Raw genomic sequence first — 26,080 nt, forward strand, 5'->3', positions numbered from 1 at the left:
GGGGCCCGGATGATTGACGGACTTCCCGCATGGGTTGGACTCGCCTCCCCGGTGACGGCAACGCTCGTGGTGTTCTGGCTGGTGTTCACGCACCGGCTGGTCACACGGGCGGCCCACACCGAAATGGTGAAGGTTCTCCAAGAACACACTGCCGAGGTCATAAAGCAGCGCGACCTGTGGCAGTCAGCAGCCAACTTGGCAAACAAGACCAACGGCGACCTCGCGAAAACAAACAGTGACTTCATCGAGAATGCGAAGTTCTCCACGCATGTCATGTCCGCCATCCAGGAGAACGCGGCGGGGGGTGGCGCCCATGCTGTTCAGCAAACTACGGGCTAAGTGGGCGGCCGCCCGTCAACTGCCGGAGATGGAACCGGTTGACCACACGTTGGCTGAGGCTGCTCTTGAACATGCGGTGGATGCTCACCGGGCTGCGCAGGAGCAGCGCGCCGAAGCCACGCAGGTTGTCACGAATCTCCGCGAGGTGAATATCCGCAATGGATTCGCGCCGGCCATCGAAGCACAAATTATGAGGAAGTTAGGAGGGGCCACGTGAAGCGGACCATCTTCAAGGCGTTCACTTGGGCCCTGATCGGCGCGGGTTTTCTGACCACGTATTCGATGCTCGGCCTTCCGGGGTTGTACATCGGCTACGTGGCCGGATCCTTCTGGGTTGCCCTGCCGATCATCTACTGGATTTGCCATCCGGATTGGTGGATGACTCGGCTAGGCCGGGCGCTCATGATGCTGCTCGGCTCTCTGGCATCCCTCTTCATCCTGATCATCACCAGTGGACTCTTCGGCGCCACACCGCTGCGCGAGGTCTTCCGAATCATCATTTACTCCGCAGTGCTGGTGGCAGCCGTCCGCTTGGCCGTCCTGTTCTTCCAGCTCCGGCTGAGCGCCGACTGGCACAACGATAAGAGGGGGAACGATGGTTAGGCCAGTTGACTTTCCTATCACCCAGACATTCGGGGAAAACCCCACCAAGGACATCCGACCCGGCAACCCTGATTACTGGATCATCGAACTGTTCGGCAACTATCAGCCAGATGGGCACGCGGGGTTCGATTGCGCGTGCCCAGTGGGGACTCCGGTGCGGGCCGTTGCAGACGGCGTCGTGCTCCACATCGGGTGGATGGGGGGAACGTATGCGGACAATCCGTGGTGGATCGCCCCGAACTTCGCCGGATACTGCGCTGTCATCGATCATGGCAGCTTCATCGGTATCTACGGCCATTGCAAGGACGGCTCCGGGAAGGTTGCCAAAGGTGCGCGTGTGCGCGAAGGCCAGGTATTCATCCTGTCCGGAAATACCGGCGGTTCAACCGGCGCTCACCTCCATTTCGAGGTCTTGCCCGATGGATACAACCTCAACGCCAAGTTCTACGGGCGTGTCAACCCAATGCCTTACCTTGGCTCGGCCTCCATCGGCCCAGCCGGCGAAATCACCGAAACCATGGAGGAAGACGACATGCCCAGCGCACAAGACGTAGCCAAAGCCCTACTCAAGGAGCCCGCATACGACGGCGGCAAGTCCGTCAGCCATGTTCTCAAGGCACTGTTCGAACACGACTTCGTTGGCGGCGACTCTATGCCGGAGGGAAAGCCGCTTAAGGACCTCGTGCAAGACAGCTTCAGCGCCGTCCGGACGCAGCTCGCCACCATCGGCGGGAAGCTGACCACGGCGCCGGGCGGCAACGTTCAAGCAGACGCGGCGGCCATCGCGAAGGCGCTTGCCCCGGATCTCGCCAAGGCGCTGCTGGTGGAGCTCTCTAAGGAGGGCAACTGATGGGTGACCACTCAGCAGAACTGTCCACCCAGGAGCGCAACCCTTGGTCGGCGGTGGTCCGGACGGGCGCGGCCATCTTGGCGCTCATCCCAGTCATCAACGGCATCGCGGCTCTGATAGTCGAGTCACTGAAGCCGTATGAGGTCTACCTGCCTTCATGGGTGTTCCCCGCGCTCAACGGCATCCTCGTGGCCACCGCCCTGCTGGCGTCGCTTGTGACTCGAGTCCTTGCCCGGCCGGACGTGAACGCCTGGCTGAGGAAGTACGCGCCCATGCTGGCACCGGAAGACAACAAATAACTACATAGGAGGTCCGCGATGGCTTTGTCTTGGGTGGCAGTAAACGCCAATGACGGATCAATTATTGAGGACCTCCCCACATTGAGGGTCAGCGGAGCCTTGAAGCAAACGCTGATGAGGTATGAAACCCAGACGGCCAACCTGCCCATGGGTGACGCGCCCTCGAGCTGGCGCCAGGCCACCCGGCCTGGCGCCGTGTTCCTTGTAGCCCTCTCAGAGCCCGAAGAGAACGAACCCCGCGGCCTGCCACTATGGGGCGGAATGATCATCCGCCGAACCCGCAAAGTGGGCAACGGCGTCGACGTCAGCCTTGTGACAGCTGAGGGGTACTTCGACCGGGTCTATGTCGGAGACGAAACGTTCAACGCCACCGCGCAGAACATCATCGTCAAGACCATGGCTGAGAAGTACGCCAAGACTGGCGCTAAACGTGGCCTGCCGCTACGTGTCCAGATCATAGGCGGCAACGGTGTCTTGCGAGACAAGAACACCTGGAAGGACGCCGCCGACAAGACCCTCTACGCGGCCCTGCAAGACTTCGCCGGCCTGATTGGCGGATCGGAATGGACTGTCGGATGGGAATGGGTAGACGAACAAAAGCTCGGTCTGGTCCTATACGTCGGGGACCGCATAGGCAAGAAGCCTCCAGCTGGACTCGGACCAGCCGCACAGTTCTACCTCCCAGGGGCAGTCACCGAAGCTGAACTCGTAGAGGGCTACGGAGCAGATGAAGGCGCCAACGACGTCATGGCCGTATCAACCGGGACCGAAGGCGCCCGCCCACAATCCCCACACCAAACCGTCGCCACGGATCTCCGCCCACGCTTCGAATACCGCTGGACCCCGGAAAGCGACATCAAAGACACGGCCACACTCACCGCCCACGCTCGCCGCGCTCTCGCCGCCCTGAAAGACGGTTCCCTTGCCATGACCCTCACCGCCAACCGCGGGGAGGCACCAAAGCTCGGACTTGACTGGTTTATCGGTGACGACATTGGTTTCGACATCGACGCGCTGGAGTTCCCTGATGGCCTCGTGGGTACTGCTCGTTGCGTGGGTTGGGAACTAACAGAGACAACTATTACTCCACTCATCGACGTGACAGCTGTAAGGGGAATTGACTGATGGGACAGCCAGGCCTTCCGGGATCCCAGTTCCCTGGTGAAGACGCCATCCTGCGAAAGCTCCGCGAGCTGGAGCAACGCGTCCAGCAGTTCAGCGCCGCCAACATCCTCGCCACGGCAGGAATCAATGCTGCCGCCGGCGGTGTACTGGTCAACGGCTTCATGCAGTTCCGGCGAACGGACGGCACGACAGGCGTCCAAGTAGACCCGGAAACGGGCACCTTCACCGTCTTCGACGACGCCGGTTCCGTGCCAGTGACGCGATTCGGTGAGCTCCTGGAAACCGCCCCCGGAGAGTACGGCGTGGAAGTCCTCGTTGGCTCCGCATGGGTTCGACTGGGCAACCAGACGACCACATGGGAAACGATCAGCGACAAGCCGCTACTATTCCCGCCCTCAGGGCATACGCACGCGGGCGGGGAAATCACATCTGCCGTCGCAAACGCAACGAACGCCTCCGAAGCGTTACATGCCGCCCAAGCTGACGGCTCCGAATATGGCTGGACCAACAACGTTGCCGGCACCTCCTTCTACGCCCTCTGGGTCGGCAACGACGGCGGGTTCCACCTCGGCCGCAACGTGTCCTCCATCAAGTACAAGGAAAACCTCTCAGACGCTGCTATCGACCCGCTCGACGTCTTACAGCTCCGACCCGTCAGGTACGACCGCAAGCCAACATACCGCTATCCCGAAGACGGCAACGGGAACCGCCTGATAGGACCCCCACAAGAGTTCCCAGGCGCCAAAGGAGAGTTCGGGCTGATCGCCGAAGAAGTCCACCCCCTCCTACCAGAAGTCGTCACCACCTACAACGGAGAGATTGACGGAGTCCGGTACGACCTCCTGGGCGTCGCTCTCCTGCCCGTAATCAAGGCCCAACACGAAGAGCTGACCAACCAGCGCTCGCAGATCGACAAACTTACCGCGGCTGTCCGCGCATTAGGAGGCGATGTCTGATGGCACGTAGGAATTGGGAGAACGGCCTCATCGGCAACACTCCTTTGACAGCCGCCCGGCTGAATGATCTCGAGGACGATGTGGAGGCTGGCCTTTTGGCCCTCGCACGTGAACCATCCGCCCTCTTCAGTGGAGCGGTCACACGGGATGCCAACGGTGCGCCGACATCAGCGACAGTCGTTTGGCCAGATGGGGCCATGGGCGTTTACTCCGGGACCGCGTCGGTTGCATGGCCAGGCGCTATCAACTCATACACGATCACGCACGTTGGGGACGGAGCAACGCTTACCTTTACGCAGCCTATGGTGACCCGCGACGACAGCGGCGCCATCGTCGATCGACCAGCCATCACCGTAGCTTAGGAGGCGACGTGGGTATTCTTGACGTACCTGGCATCACCCTCGGTGCCCTTGTAAGCGGCATCAACAACGCATCATCTTCGATCCGGACCAGCTTGGACCCACTCTTCATGCGGACTTATGGGCAGCGAGGCACCACCCGGACTATCTATGTCCGAGCCACAGGTGACGACTCGACGGGAGACGGGAAAACGTCTGGCACGGCGTACCGTGAAATCAAGACCGCTGTCAGTTCACTGACGACAGATGGCCCAGTGATCCGGGGGTCTGTGGTGATCGATGTCGGCGCCGGGACCTACAAGGGCGGCATCACGCTTCCAGCCATGCGCGGTTACGCCCAGGACGACTTCATCAAGATTGTCGGCCCGAACATCAACCATCCAACCGTCCCGGCGGTCGTCATCGACAAGGCTGCTGATGCGGCGCAGACGTACGGCATCAGGGCCTTTGATGGCGCGTATCTGTGGTTGGAAGACATCAAGTTTGTAGGCGCGTTCGAGAACCATGCGGATATCCGGCGAAACTCCTACCTCATCTGGCGCAATGTCCACATGGACGGGCAGGACGTTGGAACGAATGGGCTGAGCATCCAGCAACACTGCCGCTACACCGTATTGGGCGGCATCATCGAGAACATGTTGGAACTGGGGATCAGCGAGCACTTCATGGTGCACCGCTCCTTCGATTCAGCAACAGCTTCGGACCAGCAGCTCATCATCCGCAACTGCGGAACAGGCTTCCAGACCAAAGAGGCATGTGTCGGGCACCTCGACTATCTGAACGTAGAGGATTGCGACACTGCCATTGAGTTCAACGGCAACTGTGTCACAAACGTCAAGGGAGTAACGCTCAAGCGAAATGGCCTGGGCATCGCTAACGTGAACTCAGAAATGCACAACGGACAGTCAGTTGTATTTGGGACTGGCGCGGATGCGAACACCCGCACGTATCAGCAGATCGGTGTAGCCGGAACCGATCTGACTACGCTCGGCTGGCTTGATGGGTCCTATGCCCGCACCACGTTGGCGGGGCACAGCCCGGTCATAACAACGGCGGCATCATTCGCCGACGCCACGGTGACTGGGACAACCACAGAAACCAACTTCTACAATTTCGTGGGAGCTATCAAGCCTCACCGATACACCTCGCCTGGGCGGAAGTTCTTGGTGCGGGCGAACGGCAAAATTGGCGCATCGGCTCTGGTCGGCACCTACCGGCTGGTCTTGCGCGTCGCGGGCACCCTTGCCGTTGATGTGACGATCCCCGCTGGCACAGCGGCGAACACTCGCTTTGCAGTTGAGTTCGAGGTGGTGTGCTCCGCGAACGGCAACAATCAACGCGTATTCACCACCATGTACGGCGGCATTGGAGCGTCAAACTATGCAACCCGAACCCTCGTGCTGGACAGCGTTGATTCCGGCATAGCCGTGACTGCGATACCGACGAACAGCGCTGATTCTGTAACCCTTCATCGCTGCGAGGTGTATGGATGAGACAAATGGCCCCCACCAAGCGGTGGGGGCCATCTTGTCGTTTAACTCAGGATGCGAACAGGGCGTACAGGACAACGTTCTTGGTGGGCGAGTCTTTCGCCGCACCTGTGAGTGGATACTTCTTGGTTTCGAGTCGCCACTTACCGTTGTCGTAGAGCTTCTGATAGATCGCGCGCAGCGGGTCGGAGGTCAGCACGTCCAACCCCAGCCGGCCAAGATACAGGACCGTCTCGTTCGTGAGCTCCCGGTCTAGGTCATGCGCGGCAGCAATGGAGAGCATGAACTCAGGCGGGCCAGCGGGTACGTCATCCGGGGCGCCGAACACTTCGTACGGTTTCAGGATGGACGTATCGATGGGACCGCCGATGCTCGCCAGGCGTTCCTCAATATAGGCGGGCGTTAGGTCCTTCGACACGCGACCGGCCTTGCCAACGTCATATGGCATCGCGGACAGTTCGGGGCTGAGCGCAATACACAGGTCATTGACGATGGACTTTTGGTAGCTCGTCGGGAATGGGTGCTCGTTGACGTCGGAGTGCGCCAAGGCAACGAGCTTACTTTGCAGTAGCGGGGCGAACCCGAGCATCTGCAAAGGTCGGCCCGTGCCGCCGTGCAGCGCGTATCGGTAGTTCATGTAGTGAAGCTCGGATGACTGCCGGGTGTTCGGGGCAGCTCCGACAGCTTCTAAGCCCTTCACGCCTTGGTGGTAGAGGGCTGTCACGACGGCGGGGTGCGGGTCGGTGAATGAGTCGCAGATCGCCCCCCAGGACCGCCACCCGTAGTTGCCGCGCATCACCTCGCCGCCCATGCCAGTCAGGTTGATGTGTTTTACCTGGTTGCGGGCAGCTTTGGTGCGGGTGATGTAGTCGTACATGCCAAGATCAGCCAACGCCCACATCGTGAACGGGGTAGCCGAGTAGGTGCGGTCGCTGAGTCTGCCCGCGTCGGACTTTCCGTTGAGGGTGAGCCCGAACCTATCTACGATCTGGGTTGCTTTGTCGAAGTCGTCCGCGTGAATGGGCTGCGTGTTCTTGGTGTTGATCTGCAAGTCCTGGGCGGTACCGGCCGCGATTGCCCCCGCCAGGGGTACGCGGGAATCGTAACCGCCCGAGAGGCTGAGTGCCGGTTTCCACCCGTCGCCTAACTGCGTGAGTGTGGCCATGGTCCGGGCAATGTTCTCAGCGCCGGTACGCAGACCGTCCCTATATGTTTCTCCCGGTTCGAGCCGCAAACCGTCCAACGCTTCACCGGATGTCCGTGCTGTCGGTGTCTGGCCGAGGGATACTGTCAGGGTTTGTCGCGCCGGAACGAAACTGATCTGCTCAACGTACGTGTCTGGGCTGAGCTGCTGCCCACCGTAGACGGCCAGGAGTGCGCGGGACAGCAGTACCTCTTCGTTGGGGGTTACTGCATCGCCCATGTTTCGGCGGAAGTCTGTGAGCGCGAGCATTGAGTCTGAAACGGCAACGTAGCCGCTGCCTTGGGTGTGCATGAGTGGCAGCATCCCGAACGCGTCGCGCCGGAACGTGGCTTCATCGTTGGTCCAGTTGAGGTGAACGAATTGACCTTCCCTCACGTAATCGGATGTGTCGTGCTGTTGGCTGTAGTCCAGCCACCCTTTGAGGCCGAACACGGCGGACCCTGCCCGGTGGTCAACCATGTGGCCTTTGAAGAACGTGTTGGTGGGCAGGTCGAGACTGTCGTTCAGTGCGTGGCTGATCGCGGTCATCTCGATATCGGGTGAGACGTGCACGGGGTACGTTTCGTACATTTTGCCGGTCTGATGCTTTCGAACCCAGCGTTTTACCTTGCTTTGAGCGCTGGTAGCCGCGAAGACGAAAAAGTAGTTAGACACGAGGGTTCCCCCAAAGTTGTTATGGTCGCCCTCTTGTGGAGCGAGCCTAGATTACAGGATGGATCTGGGCAGCAAGCTTGTTAGGGTACTGATGCTCCGAGTTCGGCAAAGCGCTGCTGTGCGGCCTGCCGCGTAACCCCCAGCATGGCGCCGATCTCGGCCCAGCTGGCTCCAAGTTCTCGCGCCCTTCCCACGCACTGGCGGACGTCTTCTTCAGACTGCTGCCTTGCAGCCTCATACTGGCGCAGATCGTTTAGCGCTTCCGTCTTGTCCATGCGTCAAGACTGCTTGACGGTTGATGGAATGTCAACCTGCCTTGACGCTCAGTGCTTTGTTGGTCGGGACGGGGGTCTCCGTCGCCGCCTCTGGTAGATAGCTCGACCACCAAAAATCCCGAGCCCCGCGGCGGCCGCGACAGCAACGATAATCAGCAGTTGGACCTGCTGCGCGGTGCCAAGTTTGGAGATCATGTAGCCGATGAAGACCAGGAAGGGCAGGCCCATAAGGATGCGACGGACAATCCGGCCGCGGAGGCTGCGGCTGATCATCGATCGGTGCGGATGGCGATGGCCCGGCACCCCTCGGGTATGAGGGCACGTGCTGCTTCGTAGGCGGCCGCATAGTCCTGGCCGGTGGCGGAAACGCTCCCCCGCTCGCCTTTTGCATCTTCAACAGTCAAGGTAACTTCCATCGCACCATCTTGGCATGATGGGAACCATGCCTATCTATCCGCCGACGTCGTTCTTGCTTGAGGGTGTTACGCATGAGTTCGTACATCCGGAACGGCTAGGGAACATAGAAGATGTCCGCTCATGGGAGCCTGGACAGCGCCCCAAGGTGCATGCGCAGGTTCCTCTAAAGGCCGGCGGCACGGTTGGCGTCTACGCGCAGGCCACGCACTGGAATCGGACGCAGATCAGCGTGCAGTGGTTCGACGACGACAAAGACAGCCTCACCGCTTGGATACCGAAGGGCGCCGTCCGGCCTGTAACCAACTCCGAATGGGACATCGATGAATACAACCGGTGCCCCGAATGGCTGCGCGTCATCCAGTGGGGGAAGCGACTGCCCGGGTTCTTAGCGGAGTAGGCGGCTTGATGTCCGCTCGGGCTTCCGGCGGCGTGCGAAAAGCCGCGCTACCGTAGACGGGCTGTAGGCAACGGCGGCCTCCGTCGATATGAGCTGATTGATCTCCTGCCAGTACCGTGTGGGGCTCATCCCGAATCGCTCCATTGCCGCAGTGTCCAAGGATCCAGAGTGCTTGAACTTTTCTCCGGCAAGGTCCAGCATGGCCTTTTGGTGATCTGAGAGCATTTCGGCAGCTTACGGGCATGGCCCGACAAAATAGCTTCGGTGAGATCAGGGAAGAGTCACTAATATGACTGTGGCCTCTTCTCACCTTTGGCTGGGCAGAAACGGCAGAGGGTGAGATTGGGGCGCAGTCACTAGGGTGATCATGACCCAGCCAGGCACGTCCCCTCGATCCCGATCCTCGGCACAGGGCTGTCCCCTGAACGCGACTGACAGGACCCACGAGGCGCTGACACGGTTCAGGAAAGAGGTGGCGGACATTCTGCTTGCAATGCGGTTCATGGTTCTCCCCAAGATGAATGGATCGGTATGCGGATATGACGTGAAGTGATGCGATGTTTACGAGGAAAATGCTGCTTCCATGGACTGGATTGCTTCGATGGATGGAACTCCTTTGGCGGCCCCGGCGAAGGCTTACAGGCTGATTTCCAGCGCCGCTACGGCCGGGAAGGCAGCGAAGATAACAGTGAGCGGGAGCACTCCGAAAACGAGCGGCACCATCATGGCGATTTCTTTTCTGCCCGCGGACTCCATGAGTTCGCGTTTTGCGGCGTCGCGAACGTCCGCAGCCTGTGCCCGGAGGACATCGGCCAAGGGCGTCCCCCGTTCCACCGCGACCACCAACCCGTCAAAAAACCTGGCCAGGGGAGGCAGCTCCGACCTCATGGAGAACGCTTGGAGTGCCTCGGACAGTGATTTGCCGGATCTGGCATCGGCGAGGACAAGACCAAACTCTGATGAGAGTTCCCCCTTGGAACTGCGGCTTACCCTGTCCATGGCGCCCATGGCGCTCTCGCCTGCAGCAACGGCGAGCGCCATCAACTCTGCGAGACTCGGAAATTCGGACAGCATCGCCGATTCCCGCTTCCTGATCCGTTGTCCCAGAACGTAATCCCGGAGCACGTAACCCCCGGCTGCGCCTGAGATGACACAAGCAACAAGGAAAGCAGGGCTGAACTGGCCTGCGGCGGCGCTTATCACGACGACAAGTACTCCCACTACGAAGCCTGCGCAGGCCCAAAGGAGCTGTTCGGCTCGGAAGTCCAGCGTGGATTTGGAAGAACCAGCGCGCGCCAGCCTCTTTCCCAGTGCTGCAGACCCGATGTTGAACCGGGACAGGTACGTGATGGCGTCACCAATGATGGGACGCACTATCCTCTCCAGCGGCCCGAACGGCGTGAGGTTATGAGTTGGCGTGCGCAGGAGCCGAGATTCCAGGTTCCTGGATCTCAGCTGGGCCTCGATGCGGTCGGCAAAGGTGTTCTTTCGCATGAACGGGAGCCGCACCAGGATCAACCAGCAACCCGCCCCAAGAAGCAGCCCGCAGAGCACGGCAAACGCGGTGGTAGTGGTCATCGAAGAACCCGTTGATCCTCTGGTAACGCTCCAACCCGCAGCATCACGGAATAGCTGACAACGGATACCAACAGCCCACCGAGCAAGACCATGGCTCCTGTGCCCGAGTTGTAGGCCAGCATTGCTTCAGGCCGGCTTGCCATGACGACGAGGACCACCCAGGGCGCCGCTACGGCCAGCCGCGCTGCATTGATGGTCCATGACTGTCGGGCTTCGAGTTCGCTTCGAGTGCGTGCGCTGTCTCGCAGGAACTCGGAGAGAGTGCCGAGCATACGGCCGAGATCCGAACCGCCTACCTCGCGGGTCATTCTGAGTGCCTCGATGATTCGGTCTGCGACAGGGTCTGCCAGCCGTGCTTTCAGCCTGTTAAGGGCGGCCTCAAACTGTCCGCCGGATCTGTAGTCGGCCCCAAAGTCCACGAACAGCGTGCGAAGTTCTTCCGGTCCCTTATCTCCCAATTGGATCAGCGCTTCCGGCAAGGCGAGACCAGCTCGTATGGCTGAGCGCAAGTGGTCCACAACGTCCGGCCACAATAGCCGAAGCGCGGCCCGGCGCTTGCGTGCCCGCCAACGGACCGCTGCGAAAGGAACCCACGAACCAAAGAGCGAAAAGCAGGCTGCAACCGGCGGCGACCCCGTGATGACGAAGAACACCAGCAATGCGAAGAGGCCGAAGCCCGCGCACGTGAGAAGAAGACCTCCACCCGTTACTTTTTCAATGCCTGCTGAGGTGAGCAGCAGCTCAAGGCGCCCGGGGCCTGATTCTTTTGCTTCTGCCGGCGGTTGTACCCATGCGGACCACCAGACGAGGAACACCCCAAGTCCGCAGAGGATGCCGAGAAGGGACGCCATCAGTTCAATTCCAGAAGTGCGGCGACATCGAAGCCTGCCCGGGCGAACTTCTCCGCGGCGGGCATGGAGTTGGCCCGGGGCAGCAGTTGCGAGCCGACCATGCCGAACACAACCGAGGACTCGATGATTCCGTTTTCGACCCTCCGTCCGAGTGAGAGGATCTCAGTCACCTGCCTGCGGCCCGTGGAGTGGCGGCTGCAATGCACTACGAGGTCGATGCAGGATGCCACTGTCGGCACCACGAAGGCACTGGAAATATTTGCCCCTGCCAGGAGCGGGAGCGTGCAGATCTTAGTCACTGCATCATGTGCGGAATTGGCATGGACGGTGCACATGCCTGGCAACCCGGAGTTAAGCGCAATCAGCATGTCGAGGCTCTCGGCTTCCCGCACCTCTCCCACTACCAGTCTGTCCGGCCGCATCCTCAAGGCTTCCTTGACCAACCGCCGCAGTGGAATTTCGCCTTCCCCTTCCAGATTGGGTTGCCGGCACTGCAATCCGACGACGTCACGCAGCGGGAGTTGCAGTTCGAAGATCTCTTCCACCGTAATGACACGTTCACGGGAACCGATGTGGGCAGCCAGGCAGTTCAACATGGTGGTCTTCCCAGCCTGGGTGGCACCCGATACGAGGATGTTGAGACCGCTGGCGACAGCTGCTCCCAGGAACCGTGCGGCCTGTGGCGTGAGGCTTCCCAGCTCGACCAAATGCTCCAGACGGCTTGCCCGCGCAATGAACTTCCGGATATTGACCGCCCAGTGCTTCCGGGTAATGTCCGGGATGGCAACGTGCAACCTCGAACCGTCCGGGAGGGCGGCATCGACGAACGGGGACGAAAGATCCAGTCGTCGCCCCGAACTCTTGAGCATTCGTTCCACAAGGTCCCTGACCTGCTGCCCGGTCAGGCTGATGCCCGTGAGTTCCGATTCACCATTGCGGGCAACGAAGATTTCGTGCGGCGCATTGATCCATACCTCTTCAACCGCGGCATCGTCCAGGAGTGGCTGCAGCGGCCCGAAGCCGGCCACCGCATCGAAGATGTGCCGCCGGGCAGTCTCAAGGTGGCCGAGGGAAGGAAGAGGGCCCAACAGCGCACGTTCGTCGTAGTCATTCACTGCTGCTTCCACCAGGAGCCTGACGTCCGAAGCCTGCTCGAGGGGATCCAATCCCCTGCGCCGAATGAGCTCCCGAACTTCTCCCTCGACGATCCTTACAGCATCCACTTCTTCCCCAACCGACCACGAAGTTTGTCAAACGAGAGGAACATCTCGCCTCATTCACGCTAAGCGAGCACCAACACCCCTTCAACCCAGTGGAGCGGGCATGTGGATAACTAGGGATCACCAGTCACGTCAGCAACCCAAATCCCACTAGTCACTCCAGTTTCAGGATGTTAGGGTAAAGCCCGTTAGGAGCTGGCCTTTGGTCTCATGCGCAAGCGCCCGCCCCGGAGCTTGTCCGCAAGCCACCCCATGCGCCGCTGAGCCGCGGCACAGGGCCGGATGTGAAGATGAAAAGACGTTCTAGTGAACCGTCCCGCCGCACCCCTCTCACCCGTGTTGGCGTAGCGCTGACGATCGCCCTCTTAGCAGGCTCTTGCCTGGGATCGCCCGCCTCGGCAGAGACGCCCGGACCACGTCCAGCTCCATCACCCGCGTCCCCATCAGGAAATCCCTCGCAGGGGCCACAACCAGTAGGTGGTATTGCCCCCACAACCACCCCGGGCAGTGAAACCCCTCAGGTGACACAGCAGGCACCGGGCCAGCAACAGCCGCCTCCCGCCGTCGAACCTTCACCTGCGGCACCGCCGCTGCCGGCGGTGGGACCTACAAGCGATTCCGGCGAGCAGGCGCCCAAGAAGCAGGAAATGCCTGGCAACGCACCGAACGCTGAAGCCATGAAGGCAGCGATGCTGGCAGCCATCCCGGCGGGCGGCGCGGAAATGGGTCAACGGTCTCCCCGTGTCCTGGCAGCCAAGCAGGGCAAAGATGCGTCGGGAGCCTCGGGCTCACTGGCAGTAGGAGGCGCAGTCAGCGCCGCCGTCCCCATGGCGGCCGACCCGGGCCACTGGCGGCCGACTATCGGCATCGCAGGACAGGACGTCAGCGCCCACCAAGGGAACGTGAACTGGCAAAGCCAGTGGAACCAGGGATCCCGCTGGGCGTACGTCAAGGCATCCGAAGGCAATTACTACCTCAACGAGAACTACACTCAGCAATACAATGGCTCCCGCAATGTGGGCATGGTTCGGGGTGCCTATCACTTCGCCATCCCCAACTGGTCATCAGGTGCTGACCAGGCACGGTATTTCGTCGCGAACGGTGGAGGCTGGACGGATGATGGATACACCCTTCCGCCCGTCCTGGACATCGAATACAACCCCTACGCCGGGCGAACCATCAACGGGTTCTACTTCGGCAACACCTGCTACGACATGTCCAAAGCGCAGTTGGGGCAGTGGGCAGCCGACTTTGGCAACACCGTCAAAGCCCTGACCGGCCGCTTCCCGGTCATCTACAGCACCACCGATTGGTGGAACACGTGCGTTGGCAACACCACATTCGGCAGCTATCCCCTGTGGATCGCCTCTTACTGGAACAACCCCACCAACTCCCCTGGCTCCATGCCGGTCAGTTGGGGCGACTACACCATGTGGCAGTACAGCAGCACCGGCCCTTTCGAAGGCGATTCGAACATCTTCAACGGCAGCTACGACCAGCTGCGGACCTTTGCCCGCGGGGTTTCAAATCCTTCAAACCCGTCCATCAAGTCAGCCGCAGACATCCTGACCACCAGCGCGGCAGGGCGTTTGGACGCCTTCCCGGCGAACGGGGCCGGCAGAATCACCGGCCCCGTGGCCATAGGTTCAGGATGGTCCGGCGCGAAGGCGCTCTACGTCGTGGACTGGAACCAGGACGGCGTCCAGGACATCCTCTCCCAGTGGTCCGATGGGACGCTGAAGGTCTTCCGGGGAGCTCCCGGGGGTTCTTTCTACGCACCCATTCAAGTCGGTTCCGGATGGCAGGAAATGTCACTGACCGTGGGCTGGTGGAACGTCAAGGACGCCTACCCGGGAGTGATCGGACAGGACTATCGGGGGAACCTGTACAGATACTCGAACAATGGTGGCGGCGGCCTCGGGAACGGTGTTCTGATAGGAACCGGTTTCAGTGGACACCAACTGAACCAGATCGACTTCGACGGCGACGGCAACCAGGACATCGTCACACGCACCACGGACGGCACCCTGCGACTCTTCCGATCCAACGGTGTGGGCAGCTTCATCAGCGAACCCGGACGAGTCATTGGTTCAGGCTGGGGCAGCATGACGGCAGTGAGCTCCGCAGTCAACTTCAACGGAGCGGACTCGCAGGGACTCCACGCCCGGGCATCGAACGGGGACCTCTACTACTACCCCGCCGGATCCGGGTCGTGGGGCAACCGCAGCCTCATCGGCGTGGGGTGGAACGATGCCAGCCTCATCAGCGGTGCAGCACTTGACGTCGAGTCCACCCTGGGGATCGACCAAGAGGACATCGTGGCAGTCCGCCCCGATGCCAACCTCTACCGATACCCGGGGACCGGAACCACGGCCTTGTTGCCGGAAGACCTCATCGGCACGGGCTGGGCGGGCTTGAAGGCAGGCTTCGTCACAGACTGGAACGGCGATGGCGCCCTGGACATCGTGGCGCAATGGTCCGACGGCCGCTTGAACGTTTACCCCGGCAGGAACGGCAGCGGCTTTGGAGCCGCGATCTCCCTGGGGAGCAACTGGAAAGACTGGACGCTGAGTGTCGGCACCTGGAAGAAGGCCGACGCGCATCCCGGAATCGTGGGATACGACTCCGCGGGCAGGTTGTATTACTTCAACAACCCCACCGGGAAAACCGTTTCCACAGGCGTATCCATAGGCGCCGGCTGGACGGGCCTGGAGATCACACAGGTGGACTTTGACAAGGATTCCAATGCCGACCTCCTCGTCAAGACGGGCACTGGCGATCTCAAGCTGTACCGTTCCAACGGCACCGGAAACTTCGTCCAGGAACCCGCCGGCGTCGTGGGCACGGGGTGGAACGTGATGTCAGAGTTTGCAGCAATCCGTGGTTTCGCAGGTGCCGGGTCGCTGGGCATCATCGCGCGGACCACCACCGGGGACCTCCGGTACTACCCCGTGGGCGCCAACAAGTCGTGGGGTACGCCCACCAAGATCGGCACTGGCTGGAGCAGCCTGACAATTCTGGCGCCGGCTGCCAAGTAGCGGCCAGCGTCGTCAGTGGCGGCCAGCGTCGTGACGTGACGGCGGGCCGGTCCAAGGAGTCCTCGGGCCGACCCGCCATCAAGTAGACACACTCTAGGCAAGCAAGGCATTCATCGCATTGACCAGCGTCGTCTCCACGCCATTGGTTCCGGCTTTAAAATGAGCCAAGTGGCCATACACTGTCATTGAACCACCGGCAATCCCCGGGAAATCAGGTTCCCATCCACCCTCATAGCTGCCAAGCGGCATGAACGGCGGAAAGAATTCATTGCTGGGGATATAGCAGCATGATTCATTTGCATATCCGCCAACAATAATTCCGTTGTTCCCGCCATTCCTTCCACGGAAGTAGGCTGCGTACCCACTGACGAGTTCACCACCTATCATGGCGATCTTCAATTGGGGGCTTCCGTTGAATTTCCACACTTGGAAGGGTGACGGCACAGCCGTATCAAAACTGTTGCTGTCGATCCGCCCGATCATGACCTGCGCGTGGCGCTGGTACCACTGGGGTTGGCCGTTGGGGTTGGCGAGTCGGGCTACGTAGGAAGCGCGCACGGCGGCCAGATTGCCGGCAGTTGGAGTGATATCCAGCGGCAACTGGACCTCCTGGTAGCGTGTGACCATGGGGCCGCTCAGCGCACGCCCCGCCGATTGCATGTTTGAGTGCACGGTGGCACCCAACGCGTCCCCGTGCTGATCCCTGAGTGCCCAACTGCGGACTCCACCCGGATCCTGGTCACCGGCTGGCCCCTGAACGAACATCGCAAAACAATTCGGGTTCCGGTTTTCAATGTAATTGCAGGCACCTGCGGCGAAATCTCCATCAAAAAGCGTCCGCAAGCCTGCGCTGATGGGGTGGCATCCATAACTGAAAATCACTGCTGCCGGCGTCCCGTTGCCCCGCCTGGCCACCAGAATCGGCACGGCAGTTTCGGTGTATGGCAACCCTACCCGGTTGGCAGAAAAGTTCTGGCTCGAAACTTTATAGTCGAAGGTCACCGCCGTTTCATCGGCATCCAGGGCTTCCTGGGCAAGGTTCACTATGGTGTCTTCAAGATCGTCGCTGTAGGAACGCACCAAACCCAGGTCCGCGAGCCCATAGGCCATGAAGGGGTGGAGGGTGTCAATCAAGGCGGGCCCATTATGCGTATGGGTCGCCTGGATCAGGATGTCGCTGCTGGACCACGTCGTAAGGCCAATGATCCTGTCACGGATCCTTTGATGCATGGCCCGCGGCAAAGCCAGGACGTCCAGGCTGATGATGATGTGGGGGTGGGCGTCTTCCCAGATAAGAATCGCCCGCGCGTACAACGGCTCAAAGGGTGAGCTGCTGGTTGCCTCGCGGCCACCGTCAGTTGAACCATATCCGGCCATGTAGGGATTGGTGCTCAGCGACGGCGTTATGTCAGCGCTTGCAGTTCCAATTCTGAACGCCATAAAAGATCACTCCTTGATTGTGCGCAACGGGTGATCTTTGTTTGCTCTGCAACAAATTTCGTTTCCCGGATACGCTGAACAGCCAATACGTGAGACCACTTTCATTAGACCATGTGATCCCGCAGTTTTGTGTGGTTGGAAGGGATGGACATCGGCCCCATTAGGCGCCGTCCCGGCCTGGAAAAATCCGGCCGGGTTCCACGGGTATTCAGGACTAGCGGGGCACGGCAGTCTTAAGCCACCTTGTGAGCTGGGCAGCCTGCGGAGCCAAAGGCGCCAGAGTCAAAGCGCCCTTGACTACTGGTATGCCGTAGGCGGCGAGTGATGCGGCGAGCGTCCTGTGGTCCGTGCGTGTGCAAGCCCTGATGATGAGCAGGCACAAAGCGGAGTCCTGTCCAGGCGCCGCCCCTGCCGCAACTGCCGCGTTGACGGCCGCCCGTTCTTCCGGAGTCAAAAGGTGCGGGCCGCTTCCGACGTAGACCACTTGGCAGTCAGTGACGTGCATGTACCGGGTGGAAGCCCAGACTTCTTCGAGGCTCGAAAATTTGCCTATGAGGCTGCCATCTGCCGCCGTACACGTGAACTGGTACCGGATCAGAGGCTCCGGACGTTCAATGGGGACTTTGTCATCGTTCGCGACAACCGGCGCCATATCGAGTGCGGCTGGTTGGGAAGTATCTACTTTGGTTCCTGAACAACCGGCCAGGGCAAGACTTGCCACACCGAGTTGAAGAACACTGCGCCTGCGCATGTTCACCGAGGGATCCCCACTTCATTCGGATGCTCCCCAGCTCCGCATGCATTGGTTATTCGCCCCAAGCCGTTTCCGGCTGCGTCTTAGTACATCTTCCCCCAAATTCCGCATTTGTCACTAGTAAACTTTTGACCCGGCTTCAACTCCACCCTGTTGCCCGCCTCCGAGAGGCCGCCGCCGGCAACAAAGGAGCCGTCCTGGCTGCTGACAGACCAGGTGCATTCGGCCGCCGCGGCACCCGGTCTAATCAACTGCAATCCCCCAGGCTCAAGGTTCTCTCCCGCCACGTGGGTGCCGTCCCCCACGCGGGTGCCCTCCGCCCAAGCGGCAATGATCTTTCCTTGTGGTGCGTCCGGACAGAATTCCGCCGCTGCCACCAACGTCGACTTGCTTGCTTCCTCAAATCCCCCTGGCCCGGTTTCATCACTGATCCTCGTGCAAAGGCGGAGGATGTCCAGCATGGTTGCCAGCCCATCATCAGCTGCCACTCCTTGCGGTGCAGCTGTCGAGATGGCTTCAGCTTCCCGGGGCGTCGGATCGAACTGACCGCCTCCCTCGAAGGTGACCCCACAGGAATCCATGCGGGTGTAGTTGGTGGCGGCCCAGACTTCCGCCAGGCTCGACAACTGGACTTCCGGCGAGGCGTCAAGGCTCGTGCACAGGTAGGAGAAGCGGCCCGGTTCGTCGTCGCCCGCAGCCGGGTCCCCGTCGCTCGGTTCGCTGCTTGCGGGTCCGGATTCGCTGCTTCCCGGAGCGGACGACGGCGGCTGGCCGGGCCCCGCGGTAGCGCTGGCACTGTTGGTCGCCGGCGAACTGGTTCCGGCGGTTGGCTCGGACGACGGCAAAGTGCAGGCGGCCAGCGCCATCACCATCGGCACCGCCATCAGGAACAGTCTGCGCATTGTGACCTCCACCTCAATCGTGCGGTGCAGCCGTGGCGCGGTCAAGACGGACGGGTCGCGAACCCCTATCTGGACATCTTCTGAGCTTTAGTAGTGACAAATGTGAAAATTGGTGGAAGATGGACGTAGACGCAGCCGGAAACGGCGTGGGGCGAATAACCAATGCATGCGGAGCTGGGGAGCATCCGAATGAAGTGGGGATCCCTCGGTGGACACGCGCAAACGCAGTGTTCTTCAGCTTGGTTTGGCATGTCTTGCCTTCGCCGGTCGCTCAAGAACCTTTTATAAGACTCCCCGTCACCTTGCATCCCGCAAGGCGGCCGGTAGCCGGCAACACCACAAACTCACCGCAGTCCTGGCCACTGCCAGCCTCGCAACGGCGGCACTTACCGGTGTGCTGACAGCAGGCCCGGCATTTGCGGACCAGGCACGCCAAACCGTGACTACAGGTCTCACCAAAGCGGCCGGCACCGTGGTAGACCCGGACGGACGCCTGTGGGTCTCCGATGCACGCGCTGGGTTCTGCCGCGTCACAGAAGCGTCCGGCGCCACCGCCGGTAGCCTCGAAACCAACACCTGCCTGGGCGGTACGCTGCCCGGACACGACGATGGTCCGGCTCTTGCCGGTACACCCGCAATGATCGATCCGTCCCCTGCCAGCCACGGCGATGGTGATGAAATCGCCTTCATACCGGATGCCGCCGTCGGAAGTTCCGACGTCGTGCGCGCGCTCTGGAACCCCAGCAGCGGCGTCTTCGATTACGACGGTGCGCTGACCATCTTCGACGGAGACCTGAGGCCAAACGCCGTCAGCGACGGCCCGGACGGCAACATATACCTGTCGTTCGCCAACGCACGGTCAATCGTCAAGATCGTGAATCCCACAGCGCTCCATCCGAGCATCGAATCCATCGCTTCCGTCAACTCCAGTTCCCTCAGCCTTGCAGCCACGCACCGCAACAGCGCGGGAAACGTCGTAGTGTATGTCGCCGAAACCTCCGGCCTGACGGTGTTCACTGCCCCCGATGACGGCGTTCTGACCAATTTCGTCCCTGCGCCCCTCTATAACGTCGGCAAGCCGACGGCCATCTACTACGACTGGCAGTCGCCCCTGGTCCTCTACACAGGAACTGGTGGCGGAACCACCACAGCCGACGCCGGCAAGGACACCATCACCCGCATCGACCTGAGCACCGACACGGTCAACAACCAATGGGCTCTCGGCTTCAGCAAGATCGGCGGCCTGGCCATGCGTGACGGCAAGCTCCTGGTGATGGAAGATCCGGGACAACTGGAACCCGCCAAACCCGCTGAGCGGGGAAGGCTGCTCACCTTGGGAGGCGTTGTTCCATCCATCGTCAGCGGTCCGACGGCGGCCAACGGAACCCAGGCAGCCAACCCGGCCTTCACCAACGACTCCACGCCAACCTTCACTGTTGCCTCCACGCCACCAGGCGGGGCCCTCGAATGCAGTCTTCAACTGAGCACAGCGACGCCGGTTTGGCAGGTATGTACCGGCGGAACCTTTACACCGTCGACTGCCCTGGCCAACGGCGCCTACACGTTCTCGGTGAGGGCCGCACCAACAGGCCTTCCTGTTTCACGGGCCTTCACGGTCGATGTCACCGCGCCCGCCGCTCCGGTCATCACCTCGCCCACGGCCGGTGCAACCGTCAACGGCTCGCCTGTCCTCGGTGTCACTTCCGACCCGGATTCGGTCTTGTCCTGCTCGGTGGATTCCACTACGACGTTCACAGCCTGCACCAACGGCCAGGTGCTTACCCTGGCAACCGCGGGGCAGCACGTGCTGCGCGTCAGGGCCACGGACATGGCCGGCAACGTCAGTCCGGTGGCATCGGTTACAGTTACCGCTGACCTGACTCCACCACAGGTGTCCATCAGCTCACCGGCGGAAGGCGCAACTGTGGGCATCTCGCCGTCGTTCACCTTCGCGTCAACGGCCACGGACATTGCGGGATTCCGGTGCAAGCTCGGCTCCAATGCCTACACTGCATGCACCTCACCCAAGGCCTACACCAACGTTCCCAGTGGTCCCGTCACCTTCACGGTGGAAGCGCGGGACAACGCTGGAAACACCACTACTGCCACCAGGAATGTGACGGTGTTCGCTGCAGACACAGCACCACCAGTTGTTTCCGTGGACCCGGCTGCAGGCACCTATGGAGCCGGCAAGTCCATCACGTTGTCGGTCAACGAAGCAGCCACCATCTACGTCACCAAGGATGGCACCGTGCCCACGACATCGAGTCCCGTGTACTCGGGCCCGATTCCGTTGACGTCGCTGACCCTGAAGTATTTCGCGCGGGACACCGCAGGTAATTCCTCGGCTGTGGCCACGCAGACGTACGTACTCGACAACACCGCACCAACCCTGACCGTGGCACCCGCGGCCGGAGGATATGCCTCGGGACAACCCGTCACCATGTCCTCGAGCGAACCGGGCAACATCTTCTACACCACCGATGGCACCACCCCTGCCACGGCTGCCTCGGGAAGCACCAAGGCCTACACAGCCCCCTTTGCCCTCACGGGCAACACCACCGTGAAGGCCCTTGCTGTTGACGCCTACGGAAACGCCTCCGCGGTCACCACGCGGGCCTACACCGTACTGGACACGACACCTCCAGTGGTTACGGTGACCCCGCCTGCGGGCAGCTATCCCGCCAACCAGCAGATCACGCTTGCGGCGAATGAGGTGGGTGCGAGCATCTACTTCACCACCAACGGCACGAATCCGACCGCCACAGCCGCCAACAAGTACTCCACGGCCATCACCCTCACGGCAGCGATGACCTTGAAGTACTTTGCAGTGGATACGTCCAACAACAGTTCGGCAATCGTCACCCAGGCCTACACTGTGACGGCACCACCGGCGAACACCTGGAAGGACTACACGGGTGATGCAAAGAACGACGTCGTGGCACGCGACAATGCCGGCACGCTGTGGCTGTACCCCGGTAATGGAGCCGGAGGTTGGCTGGCCCAACGTTCGCTCGGCACCGGCTGGAACTCGTTGAATGCCATTGTCCCCACCAAGGACTTCAACGGGGACGGACGCAGCGACGTCCTGGCCCGGGATACCAACGGCGTTCTGTGGCTCTACCCTGGAAATAGCTCAGGAGGCCTCCAGACCCGCGTCCAGGCCGGCACAGCCTGGTCCGGCATGACGCTGATCCTGGCTCCGGGAGACTTCAGCGGCGACGGGAAGGCAGATGTCCTCGCGAGGGACTCCGCCGGGATCATGTGGCTCTACCGGGGCAACGGAACCGGTGGCTTCACCTCGAGCGCCCAGGTGGGTACGGGATGGAATTCCATGAATGCCATCCTCAGTACCGGGGACTTCAACGGTGACAGCAAAACCGACGCCCTGGCCAGGGACACCTCAGGCATTCTCTGGCTCTACCCCGGCAACGGCACCGGAGGCTGGCTGAGCCGGGTCCAGGTGGGAAGTGGCTGGAGTGGGATGACCGCCATCCTCGGACCGGGCGACTTCAACGGCGACGGCAAGAATGACGTCCTCGCCCGTGATGCCGGCGGGAACTTGTTCCTGTATCCCGGCAACGGGACGTCCGGATGGCTGTCCCGGAGCCAGGTCGGCTGGGGCTGGGGAGGTTTCACCTCCCTGCCGTAGGAATGACAAACAAGGAGGGGCCCGGACGCCAACGTGTCCGGGCCCCTCCCCTGTTTCAGCACATGCCTAGGTACGTTCCTTCATGGGATGCATCGTGGGCCTGTTCGGGCTCGCCTGAATATCCAATTGCAGGGATACCAGCAGCATCTGGACGCCCAGAACAAAGGGCACCACAGCAAGCATCACCGAACCCGCGGTCGGAGACCCCACGCTTGCGGCAAGTACCCAGATTCCGGCCACCAGGCCCATGACGATCAGGGCGATGCCTGCGATCAGCAGGAGGGCAACAGCGGAGAAGGACCACACCATGTACTTCCACCACACACGGCGCCAGAAGCCGCCAAAGAGCATGGCAAGAAGTTCGGGAATAACCTTGCGCAGCTTGATGCTGGAGACCTCGTTGCCGTACACAGCTGGAATCGGCACATCAACAATAGGAACATCAAGAATGTTGAGGTGGATCAGGAGGTCATTTTCGAAGCTGTAGCGCGCCGCCACTTTGTTCATGGGAAGACGGCGGAGGACCTCCGTGCGAATGGCTGTGTAGCCATTCTGCGGATCGAAGATGTGCCAGTAACCGGAAGCAAGCTTCGTCATGAAGGACAACACGATGTTGCCGAAGATCCTGTAGCCGGGCATGCCCGCGAATGACTCGCCCGAAAAGAAGCGGTTGGCCTTGGCGAACCCGTAGCCATCGACCACCGGGTCAAGAAGCTGCGGCAGGTAGTCGGGATCCATCTGGGCATCGCCGGCCATGACCACGTTGATGTCTGCGCCCAGTTCCATCGCGGCTTTGTGGGCGGTCAGGACTGCGCCTCCCACGCCTTGGTTGACTTCATGTCGAATCAAGGTGACCCGGCCGTCGTCGGCCCGACGTGCTGCCCCTGACGTGTCGTCCGGGCTGCAGTCATCAACAATGACGATGTCATCAACAAAATCAGGCATCGTTTCGATGACCTGTGCGATGTGGTTTTCTTCTTTGTAGGCCGGTACTACCGCGGCAATTCGAACGCCTCGATACATCGATTATCCTTCGCTGCTGTTTGGTGTGAGTTTCTGTGTTGGCGTGTCGGTGTCCGACTGGCCATCTGACTGTTCGCTGCCGCTGTTCGGTTGCTTTTTTTGCGGGAAGACCCAGTGCTTGTAAATGAAGTAGTTCCATCCCATGGTCACAATGGTCGCAACCACCTTACCTACCACGTATCCGGCACCGATGAACTGAAAAAGCTCAACAATGCCCATCACGGCAAGCGTGTTGAAAACCAGGAGCCCTGAGTAGCGCAGTACGCCACCCAAGGCAGTTCCACCGCCGTTGAACGCAAAATGGCGCTGCAGGAAGTAGTTGAAGAAGAAGCTGCCCCAGAAGCCCGCACCGGTCGCCAGCCACAACGGCCACCCGAAGACCTGGAAGCACAGGGCCAGCAGACCGAGGTCCAAGAGGAAGCTCAGGCCGCCGATCAGCAGGAACTTGAACAAACTGGACGCCAGGAACTTGGAGATGAATGCCTTCATGATCAGCAGATCCTTCCTAGCGGTGCTATGCCATCAGGGTTCCGGTTCTCAAGGATTCCCGACACGCCATCGAGCTGGAGACGGTCCTTCGCGGCGGCGTCGAATGTTTCTTTACCGCCAGGCAGCTGCGACCAGTCGATCTTGTACAGCGCAGCATTTCCTTCACGCACAACGAGCTGAAGATACGGAATGGAGTCAGGTTGGGTCAGCCCGGCCTTGGGCTCGTCCCAGGCCCGGATCCTGCCATCAGCGATGTACACCCATTCGATGCCCAGTTCAGCAGCTGCGTCACGGACCTCGGAATCGGTCGCAAGCTCGGGAAGCTTTTGGAGAACCAGCAGCTGACGGTTCGTCGGAAGGATCTCGAAGTGGCGGATCATGGGCATGCGGTTACCCAGTGCGTACATCCAAACCGAACCGTCGCAGGAGTCATTCAGGACGGTGGCATCCTCTGGCACATATTCATCAATCTTGCTGAGGAGTCCAACTTCGGATGCGCTCAACGTGGCCCCATCAACCTTGGTATTGATGTTGATGCGTTGGGCGTTTTGCTTGAAGTACGGGATAGCCGCAATGCCGCTGACAAGAAGCACCGCTGCCGCGGCAACTGCAGTCACCACGTGGCTGGGCCTGCGTCCGGCTTTGATTCCGTCCGTAGTGGTTTTGGCCGAGCGGTTCCGTACTTTTGCCACCAGCCATGCAATGGCTTCAGCCAGCTGAGCCACTCCCAAACCCGCAAGGGGTACCAGCAGCATCACCAGTATGCCGAAGATACGCCATTGGTCGTCGTAGAACGGGGCCGTCAAAGTCATGAAGCGTGGGTTGTCGGTACCCATGGTGTAGACCGAGAGGAAGGCGAAGGCCAGGACAGGACCGAAGTACCACCACATGCGGATCCTCAGGACCACGGCCAGGCATCCAAGCGCCACAAGGGCCGTCAGGATCGGCATGGCCATTGAACCGTGGTTCAGGAAAATGACGTTCTGAATGGCGCCGTTGCGGTCAGTGTCCGCAGCCCAGACCTGCTTGGAGACGCGCTCGGATTCCTTCAGCATCTGGGCGATGATCGGCCAGCCGAGGACGACTGCCAGAACACCGGAGACCGCGAGGTAGACCGTGATGCCGAGGATTCTGCCCTTGCGCCGGATCAGTGCGGAAAGCAACCAGAAGATCAGTACCGGCAGGACAACGAAGGCCAGTGAGGGATGGACTGCTATCAGTCCAACTGCGCCAAAAGCGATGCCGGGGATCCAGAATTTCTGCCGCTCCACTGCTCCCTTCACTGCCAGCAAGGCGAACGGGCCAACCAACAGCATGCCGGCAAAGAATGGAATCAGCGGCCCACGCCACAAGAGGTCGTAAGGGTAGACCGTAAACCACCCGGCAACGGCCGCCGCGGCCGCCAGAGCAATCGGGCGGCGGGTGACCAGCATGGTCAGGGCCATGGTGCTCAACGGGAGCTGAACTGCCATCATCACCAGGACAAAGACGTTCAGGAACACCGGGATACTGACACCGCTCATCGGCCAGAACAGCGACAACACAGCGTGGAAGGCAATGGGATAGCTCCGGATGGGAGCTTCAGGAATGGTGGTGTCGTAGTAGGCAAAGTTGCCTGCGATACTCGGATCCCACTCGTGGTTCACGGAAATCAGCCGGATCATGTTGGCGTGCCAGGGAATGTCCCAGTCCTGGTTGATTCCCTGGAGGCCTTCGGTTCCCACAATCCAGGAGACGGCCGCAACCGCACCGCCGGCGACCAATCCGGCCAGGAGGATCCACCATGAGCCCCTAAACCGGTGCTTGCCAAAGACGGGCGGCTGAGCAGCGGTGCCGAACTTGTCCGGGAAATAGCGCCGCAGAGTGAGCCGCAGGGCAAACAGAAGTGCGCACAGCACCAGCAGGACGGCGGTCACCGGGAGCAACTGCCAGCTGAGTCCCACCGCATTTCCCATAACGCCAATGACGGTCAGGACGCCCATTCCGAGCAATGGCGCTACAACGGGCAGGAGAACCCGGCGAACGCCCAGCGCTTCTCCCAGGATCCACCCCGGGCCCCACCACAACACAACGATCAGGAGTACACACAACAGCAGCGGGCCGATACCCATTCCAACGATCGCCTTTCTTAGATGCTTCCACCAGCCATCCGTTGACAGACGACT

Annotated in this window: 25 protein-coding genes; 12 read left to right on the forward strand and 13 right to left on the reverse strand. The window is 60.9% G+C overall.

Annotated elements, in window-relative coordinates; translation table 11 throughout:
* The first annotated feature begins 9 nt into the window (after window positions 1–9).
* The 9 genes from AB4Y77_RS01435 to AB4Y77_RS01475 all read left to right on the forward strand — a co-directional run bounded on the left by AB4Y77_RS01435 (window position 10) and on the right by AB4Y77_RS01475 (window position 6,024).
* Window positions 10–339 carry a hypothetical protein gene (locus tag AB4Y77_RS01435; RefSeq protein WP_442012765.1) on the forward strand — a complete coding sequence of 110 codons (330 nt, stop codon included), beginning with the start codon at window positions 10–12 and terminating at the stop codon, window positions 337–339.
* Window positions 314–556, forward strand: coding sequence for a DUF7620 family protein (locus AB4Y77_RS01440; RefSeq protein ID WP_442012766.1), 243 nt, complete (start codon window positions 314–316; stop codon window positions 554–556). Before AB4Y77_RS01435 ends, AB4Y77_RS01440 begins: the two co-directional genes overlap by 26 nt.
* Window positions 553–942: a putative phage holin gene (locus tag AB4Y77_RS01445; protein WP_442012767.1), complete on the forward strand. Its 390-nt coding sequence runs from the start codon at window positions 553–555 to the stop codon at window positions 940–942. The genes AB4Y77_RS01440 and AB4Y77_RS01445 overlap by 4 nt, the downstream gene beginning before the upstream one ends.
* Window positions 935–1,792 carry a M23 family metallopeptidase gene (locus AB4Y77_RS01450; RefSeq protein ID WP_442012768.1) on the forward strand — a complete coding sequence of 286 codons (858 nt, stop codon included), beginning with the start codon at window positions 935–937 and terminating at the stop codon, window positions 1,790–1,792. The genes AB4Y77_RS01445 and AB4Y77_RS01450 overlap by 8 nt, the downstream gene beginning before the upstream one ends.
* Window positions 1,792–2,091 carry a hypothetical protein gene (locus tag AB4Y77_RS01455; RefSeq protein WP_442012769.1) on the forward strand — a complete coding sequence of 100 codons (300 nt, stop codon included), beginning with the start codon at window positions 1,792–1,794 and terminating at the stop codon, window positions 2,089–2,091. The genes AB4Y77_RS01450 and AB4Y77_RS01455 overlap by 1 nt, the downstream gene beginning before the upstream one ends.
* Window positions 2,092–2,109: 18 nt before the next feature.
* Window positions 2,110–3,216, forward strand: coding sequence for a hypothetical protein (locus tag AB4Y77_RS01460; RefSeq protein WP_442012770.1), 1,107 nt, complete (start codon window positions 2,110–2,112; stop codon window positions 3,214–3,216).
* Complete coding sequence (locus AB4Y77_RS01465) at window positions 3,216–4,172, forward strand: tail fiber domain-containing protein (protein ID WP_442012771.1); 957 nt, start codon at window positions 3,216–3,218, stop codon at window positions 4,170–4,172. The genes AB4Y77_RS01460 and AB4Y77_RS01465 overlap by 1 nt, the downstream gene beginning before the upstream one ends.
* Window positions 4,172–4,534 (forward strand): hypothetical protein, encoded by a 363-nt coding sequence (locus AB4Y77_RS01470; RefSeq protein ID WP_442012772.1) that lies wholly within the window; start codon window positions 4,172–4,174, stop codon window positions 4,532–4,534. Before AB4Y77_RS01465 ends, AB4Y77_RS01470 begins: the two co-directional genes overlap by 1 nt.
* A 266-nt stretch (window positions 4,535–4,800) precedes the next feature.
* Window positions 4,801–6,024: a hypothetical protein gene (locus AB4Y77_RS01475; protein ID WP_442012773.1), complete on the forward strand. Its 1,224-nt coding sequence runs from the start codon at window positions 4,801–4,803 to the stop codon at window positions 6,022–6,024.
* A 46-nt stretch (window positions 6,025–6,070) separates the two neighbouring features.
* Here the strand turns inward: AB4Y77_RS01475 and AB4Y77_RS01480 are convergent, their stop codons facing one another.
* The 3 genes from AB4Y77_RS01480 to AB4Y77_RS01490 form a co-directional block, all read right to left on the reverse strand.
* A complete protein-coding gene (locus tag AB4Y77_RS01480; protein ID WP_442012774.1) occupies window positions 6,071–7,879 on the reverse strand; it encodes a hypothetical protein in 1,809 nt (602 codons plus the stop codon).
* Between the two features lie 80 nt (window positions 7,880–7,959).
* Complete coding sequence (locus AB4Y77_RS01485; protein WP_442012775.1) at window positions 7,960–8,154, reverse strand: hypothetical protein; 195 nt, start codon at window positions 8,152–8,154, stop codon at window positions 7,960–7,962.
* Between the two features lie 269 nt (window positions 8,155–8,423).
* Entirely contained in the window at window positions 8,424–8,558 is a 135-nt protein-coding gene (locus AB4Y77_RS01490; RefSeq protein ID WP_442012776.1) for a hypothetical protein, read from the reverse strand.
* A gap of 26 nt (window positions 8,559–8,584) precedes the next feature.
* On the opposite strand from AB4Y77_RS01490, the gene AB4Y77_RS01495 reads away from it, so the two are divergent.
* On the forward strand, window positions 8,585–8,968 hold the full coding sequence (locus AB4Y77_RS01495) for a hypothetical protein (protein WP_442012777.1): 384 nt from the start codon (window positions 8,585–8,587) through the stop codon (window positions 8,966–8,968).
* Here the strand turns inward: AB4Y77_RS01495 and AB4Y77_RS01500 are convergent.
* The 4 genes from AB4Y77_RS01500 to AB4Y77_RS01515 all read right to left on the reverse strand — a co-directional run bounded on the left by AB4Y77_RS01500 (window position 8,957) and on the right by AB4Y77_RS01515 (window position 12,620).
* Entirely contained in the window at window positions 8,957–9,193 is a 237-nt protein-coding gene (locus AB4Y77_RS01500) for a DUF3263 domain-containing protein (RefSeq protein ID WP_442012778.1), read from the reverse strand. The genes AB4Y77_RS01495 and AB4Y77_RS01500 overlap by 12 nt on opposite strands.
* A gap of 411 nt (window positions 9,194–9,604) precedes the next feature.
* The gene (locus tag AB4Y77_RS01505; protein WP_442012779.1) at window positions 9,605–10,546 is read right to left on the reverse strand and encodes a type II secretion system F family protein; all 942 of its coding nucleotides are present in this window, start codon (window positions 10,544–10,546) and stop codon (window positions 9,605–9,607) included.
* Entirely contained in the window at window positions 10,543–11,397 is an 855-nt protein-coding gene (locus tag AB4Y77_RS01510; protein WP_311212712.1) for a type II secretion system F family protein, read from the reverse strand. Before AB4Y77_RS01510 ends, AB4Y77_RS01505 begins: the two co-directional genes overlap by 4 nt.
* A complete protein-coding gene (locus tag AB4Y77_RS01515) occupies window positions 11,397–12,620 on the reverse strand; it encodes a CpaF family protein (RefSeq protein ID WP_311212713.1) in 1,224 nt (407 codons plus the stop codon). The genes AB4Y77_RS01510 and AB4Y77_RS01515 overlap by 1 nt, the downstream gene beginning before the upstream one ends.
* 518 nt (window positions 12,621–13,138) lie before the next feature.
* On the opposite strand from AB4Y77_RS01515, the gene AB4Y77_RS01520 reads away from it, so the two are divergent.
* Entirely contained in the window at window positions 13,139–15,655 is a 2,517-nt protein-coding gene (locus tag AB4Y77_RS01520) for a GH25 family lysozyme (RefSeq protein ID WP_311212714.1), read from the forward strand.
* Window positions 15,656–15,748: 93 nt separating this feature from the next.
* On the opposite strand, the gene AB4Y77_RS01525 is transcribed toward AB4Y77_RS01520, so the two are convergent.
* From AB4Y77_RS01525 to AB4Y77_RS01535, 3 genes are all read right to left on the reverse strand, one after another.
* Window positions 15,749–17,095 (reverse strand): hypothetical protein, encoded by a 1,347-nt coding sequence (locus tag AB4Y77_RS01525; RefSeq protein WP_311212715.1) that lies wholly within the window; start codon window positions 17,093–17,095, stop codon window positions 15,749–15,751.
* A gap of 214 nt (window positions 17,096–17,309) precedes the next feature.
* On the reverse strand, window positions 17,310–17,846 hold the full coding sequence (locus AB4Y77_RS01530) for a hypothetical protein (protein ID WP_442013047.1): 537 nt from the start codon (window positions 17,844–17,846) through the stop codon (window positions 17,310–17,312).
* Between the two features lie 86 nt (window positions 17,847–17,932).
* On the reverse strand, window positions 17,933–18,751 hold the full coding sequence (locus tag AB4Y77_RS01535) for a hypothetical protein (protein ID WP_442012780.1): 819 nt from the start codon (window positions 18,749–18,751) through the stop codon (window positions 17,933–17,935).
* Between the two features lie 439 nt (window positions 18,752–19,190).
* On the opposite strand from AB4Y77_RS01535, the gene AB4Y77_RS01540 reads away from it, so the two are divergent.
* Window positions 19,191–22,403 carry a chitobiase/beta-hexosaminidase C-terminal domain-containing protein gene (locus AB4Y77_RS01540; protein WP_442012781.1) on the forward strand — a complete coding sequence of 1,071 codons (3,213 nt, stop codon included), beginning with the start codon at window positions 19,191–19,193 and terminating at the stop codon, window positions 22,401–22,403.
* 66 nt (window positions 22,404–22,469) lie between these two features.
* On the opposite strand, the gene AB4Y77_RS01545 is transcribed toward AB4Y77_RS01540, so the two are convergent.
* Genes AB4Y77_RS01545 through AB4Y77_RS01555 form a run of 3 tightly spaced genes read right to left on the reverse strand, consistent with a single transcriptional unit; the run spans window position 22,470 to window position 26,026 of the window.
* On the reverse strand, window positions 22,470–23,426 hold the full coding sequence (locus AB4Y77_RS01545) for a glycosyltransferase family 2 protein (RefSeq protein WP_089595595.1): 957 nt from the start codon (window positions 23,424–23,426) through the stop codon (window positions 22,470–22,472).
* Between the two features lie 3 nt (window positions 23,427–23,429).
* Window positions 23,430–23,915 carry a GtrA family protein gene (locus AB4Y77_RS01550; protein ID WP_311212719.1) on the reverse strand — a complete coding sequence of 162 codons (486 nt, stop codon included), beginning with the start codon at window positions 23,913–23,915 and terminating at the stop codon, window positions 23,430–23,432.
* Window positions 23,916–23,917: 2 nt separating this feature from the next.
* Window positions 23,918–26,026 (reverse strand): DUF6541 family protein, encoded by a 2,109-nt coding sequence (locus tag AB4Y77_RS01555; protein WP_311212720.1) that lies wholly within the window; start codon window positions 26,024–26,026, stop codon window positions 23,918–23,920.
* Between the last annotated feature and the right edge of the window lie 54 nt (window positions 26,027–26,080).

Source organism: Paenarthrobacter sp. YAF11_1, from assembly GCF_052113445.1.
Lineage (GTDB): Bacteria > Actinomycetota > Actinomycetes > Actinomycetales > Micrococcaceae > Arthrobacter.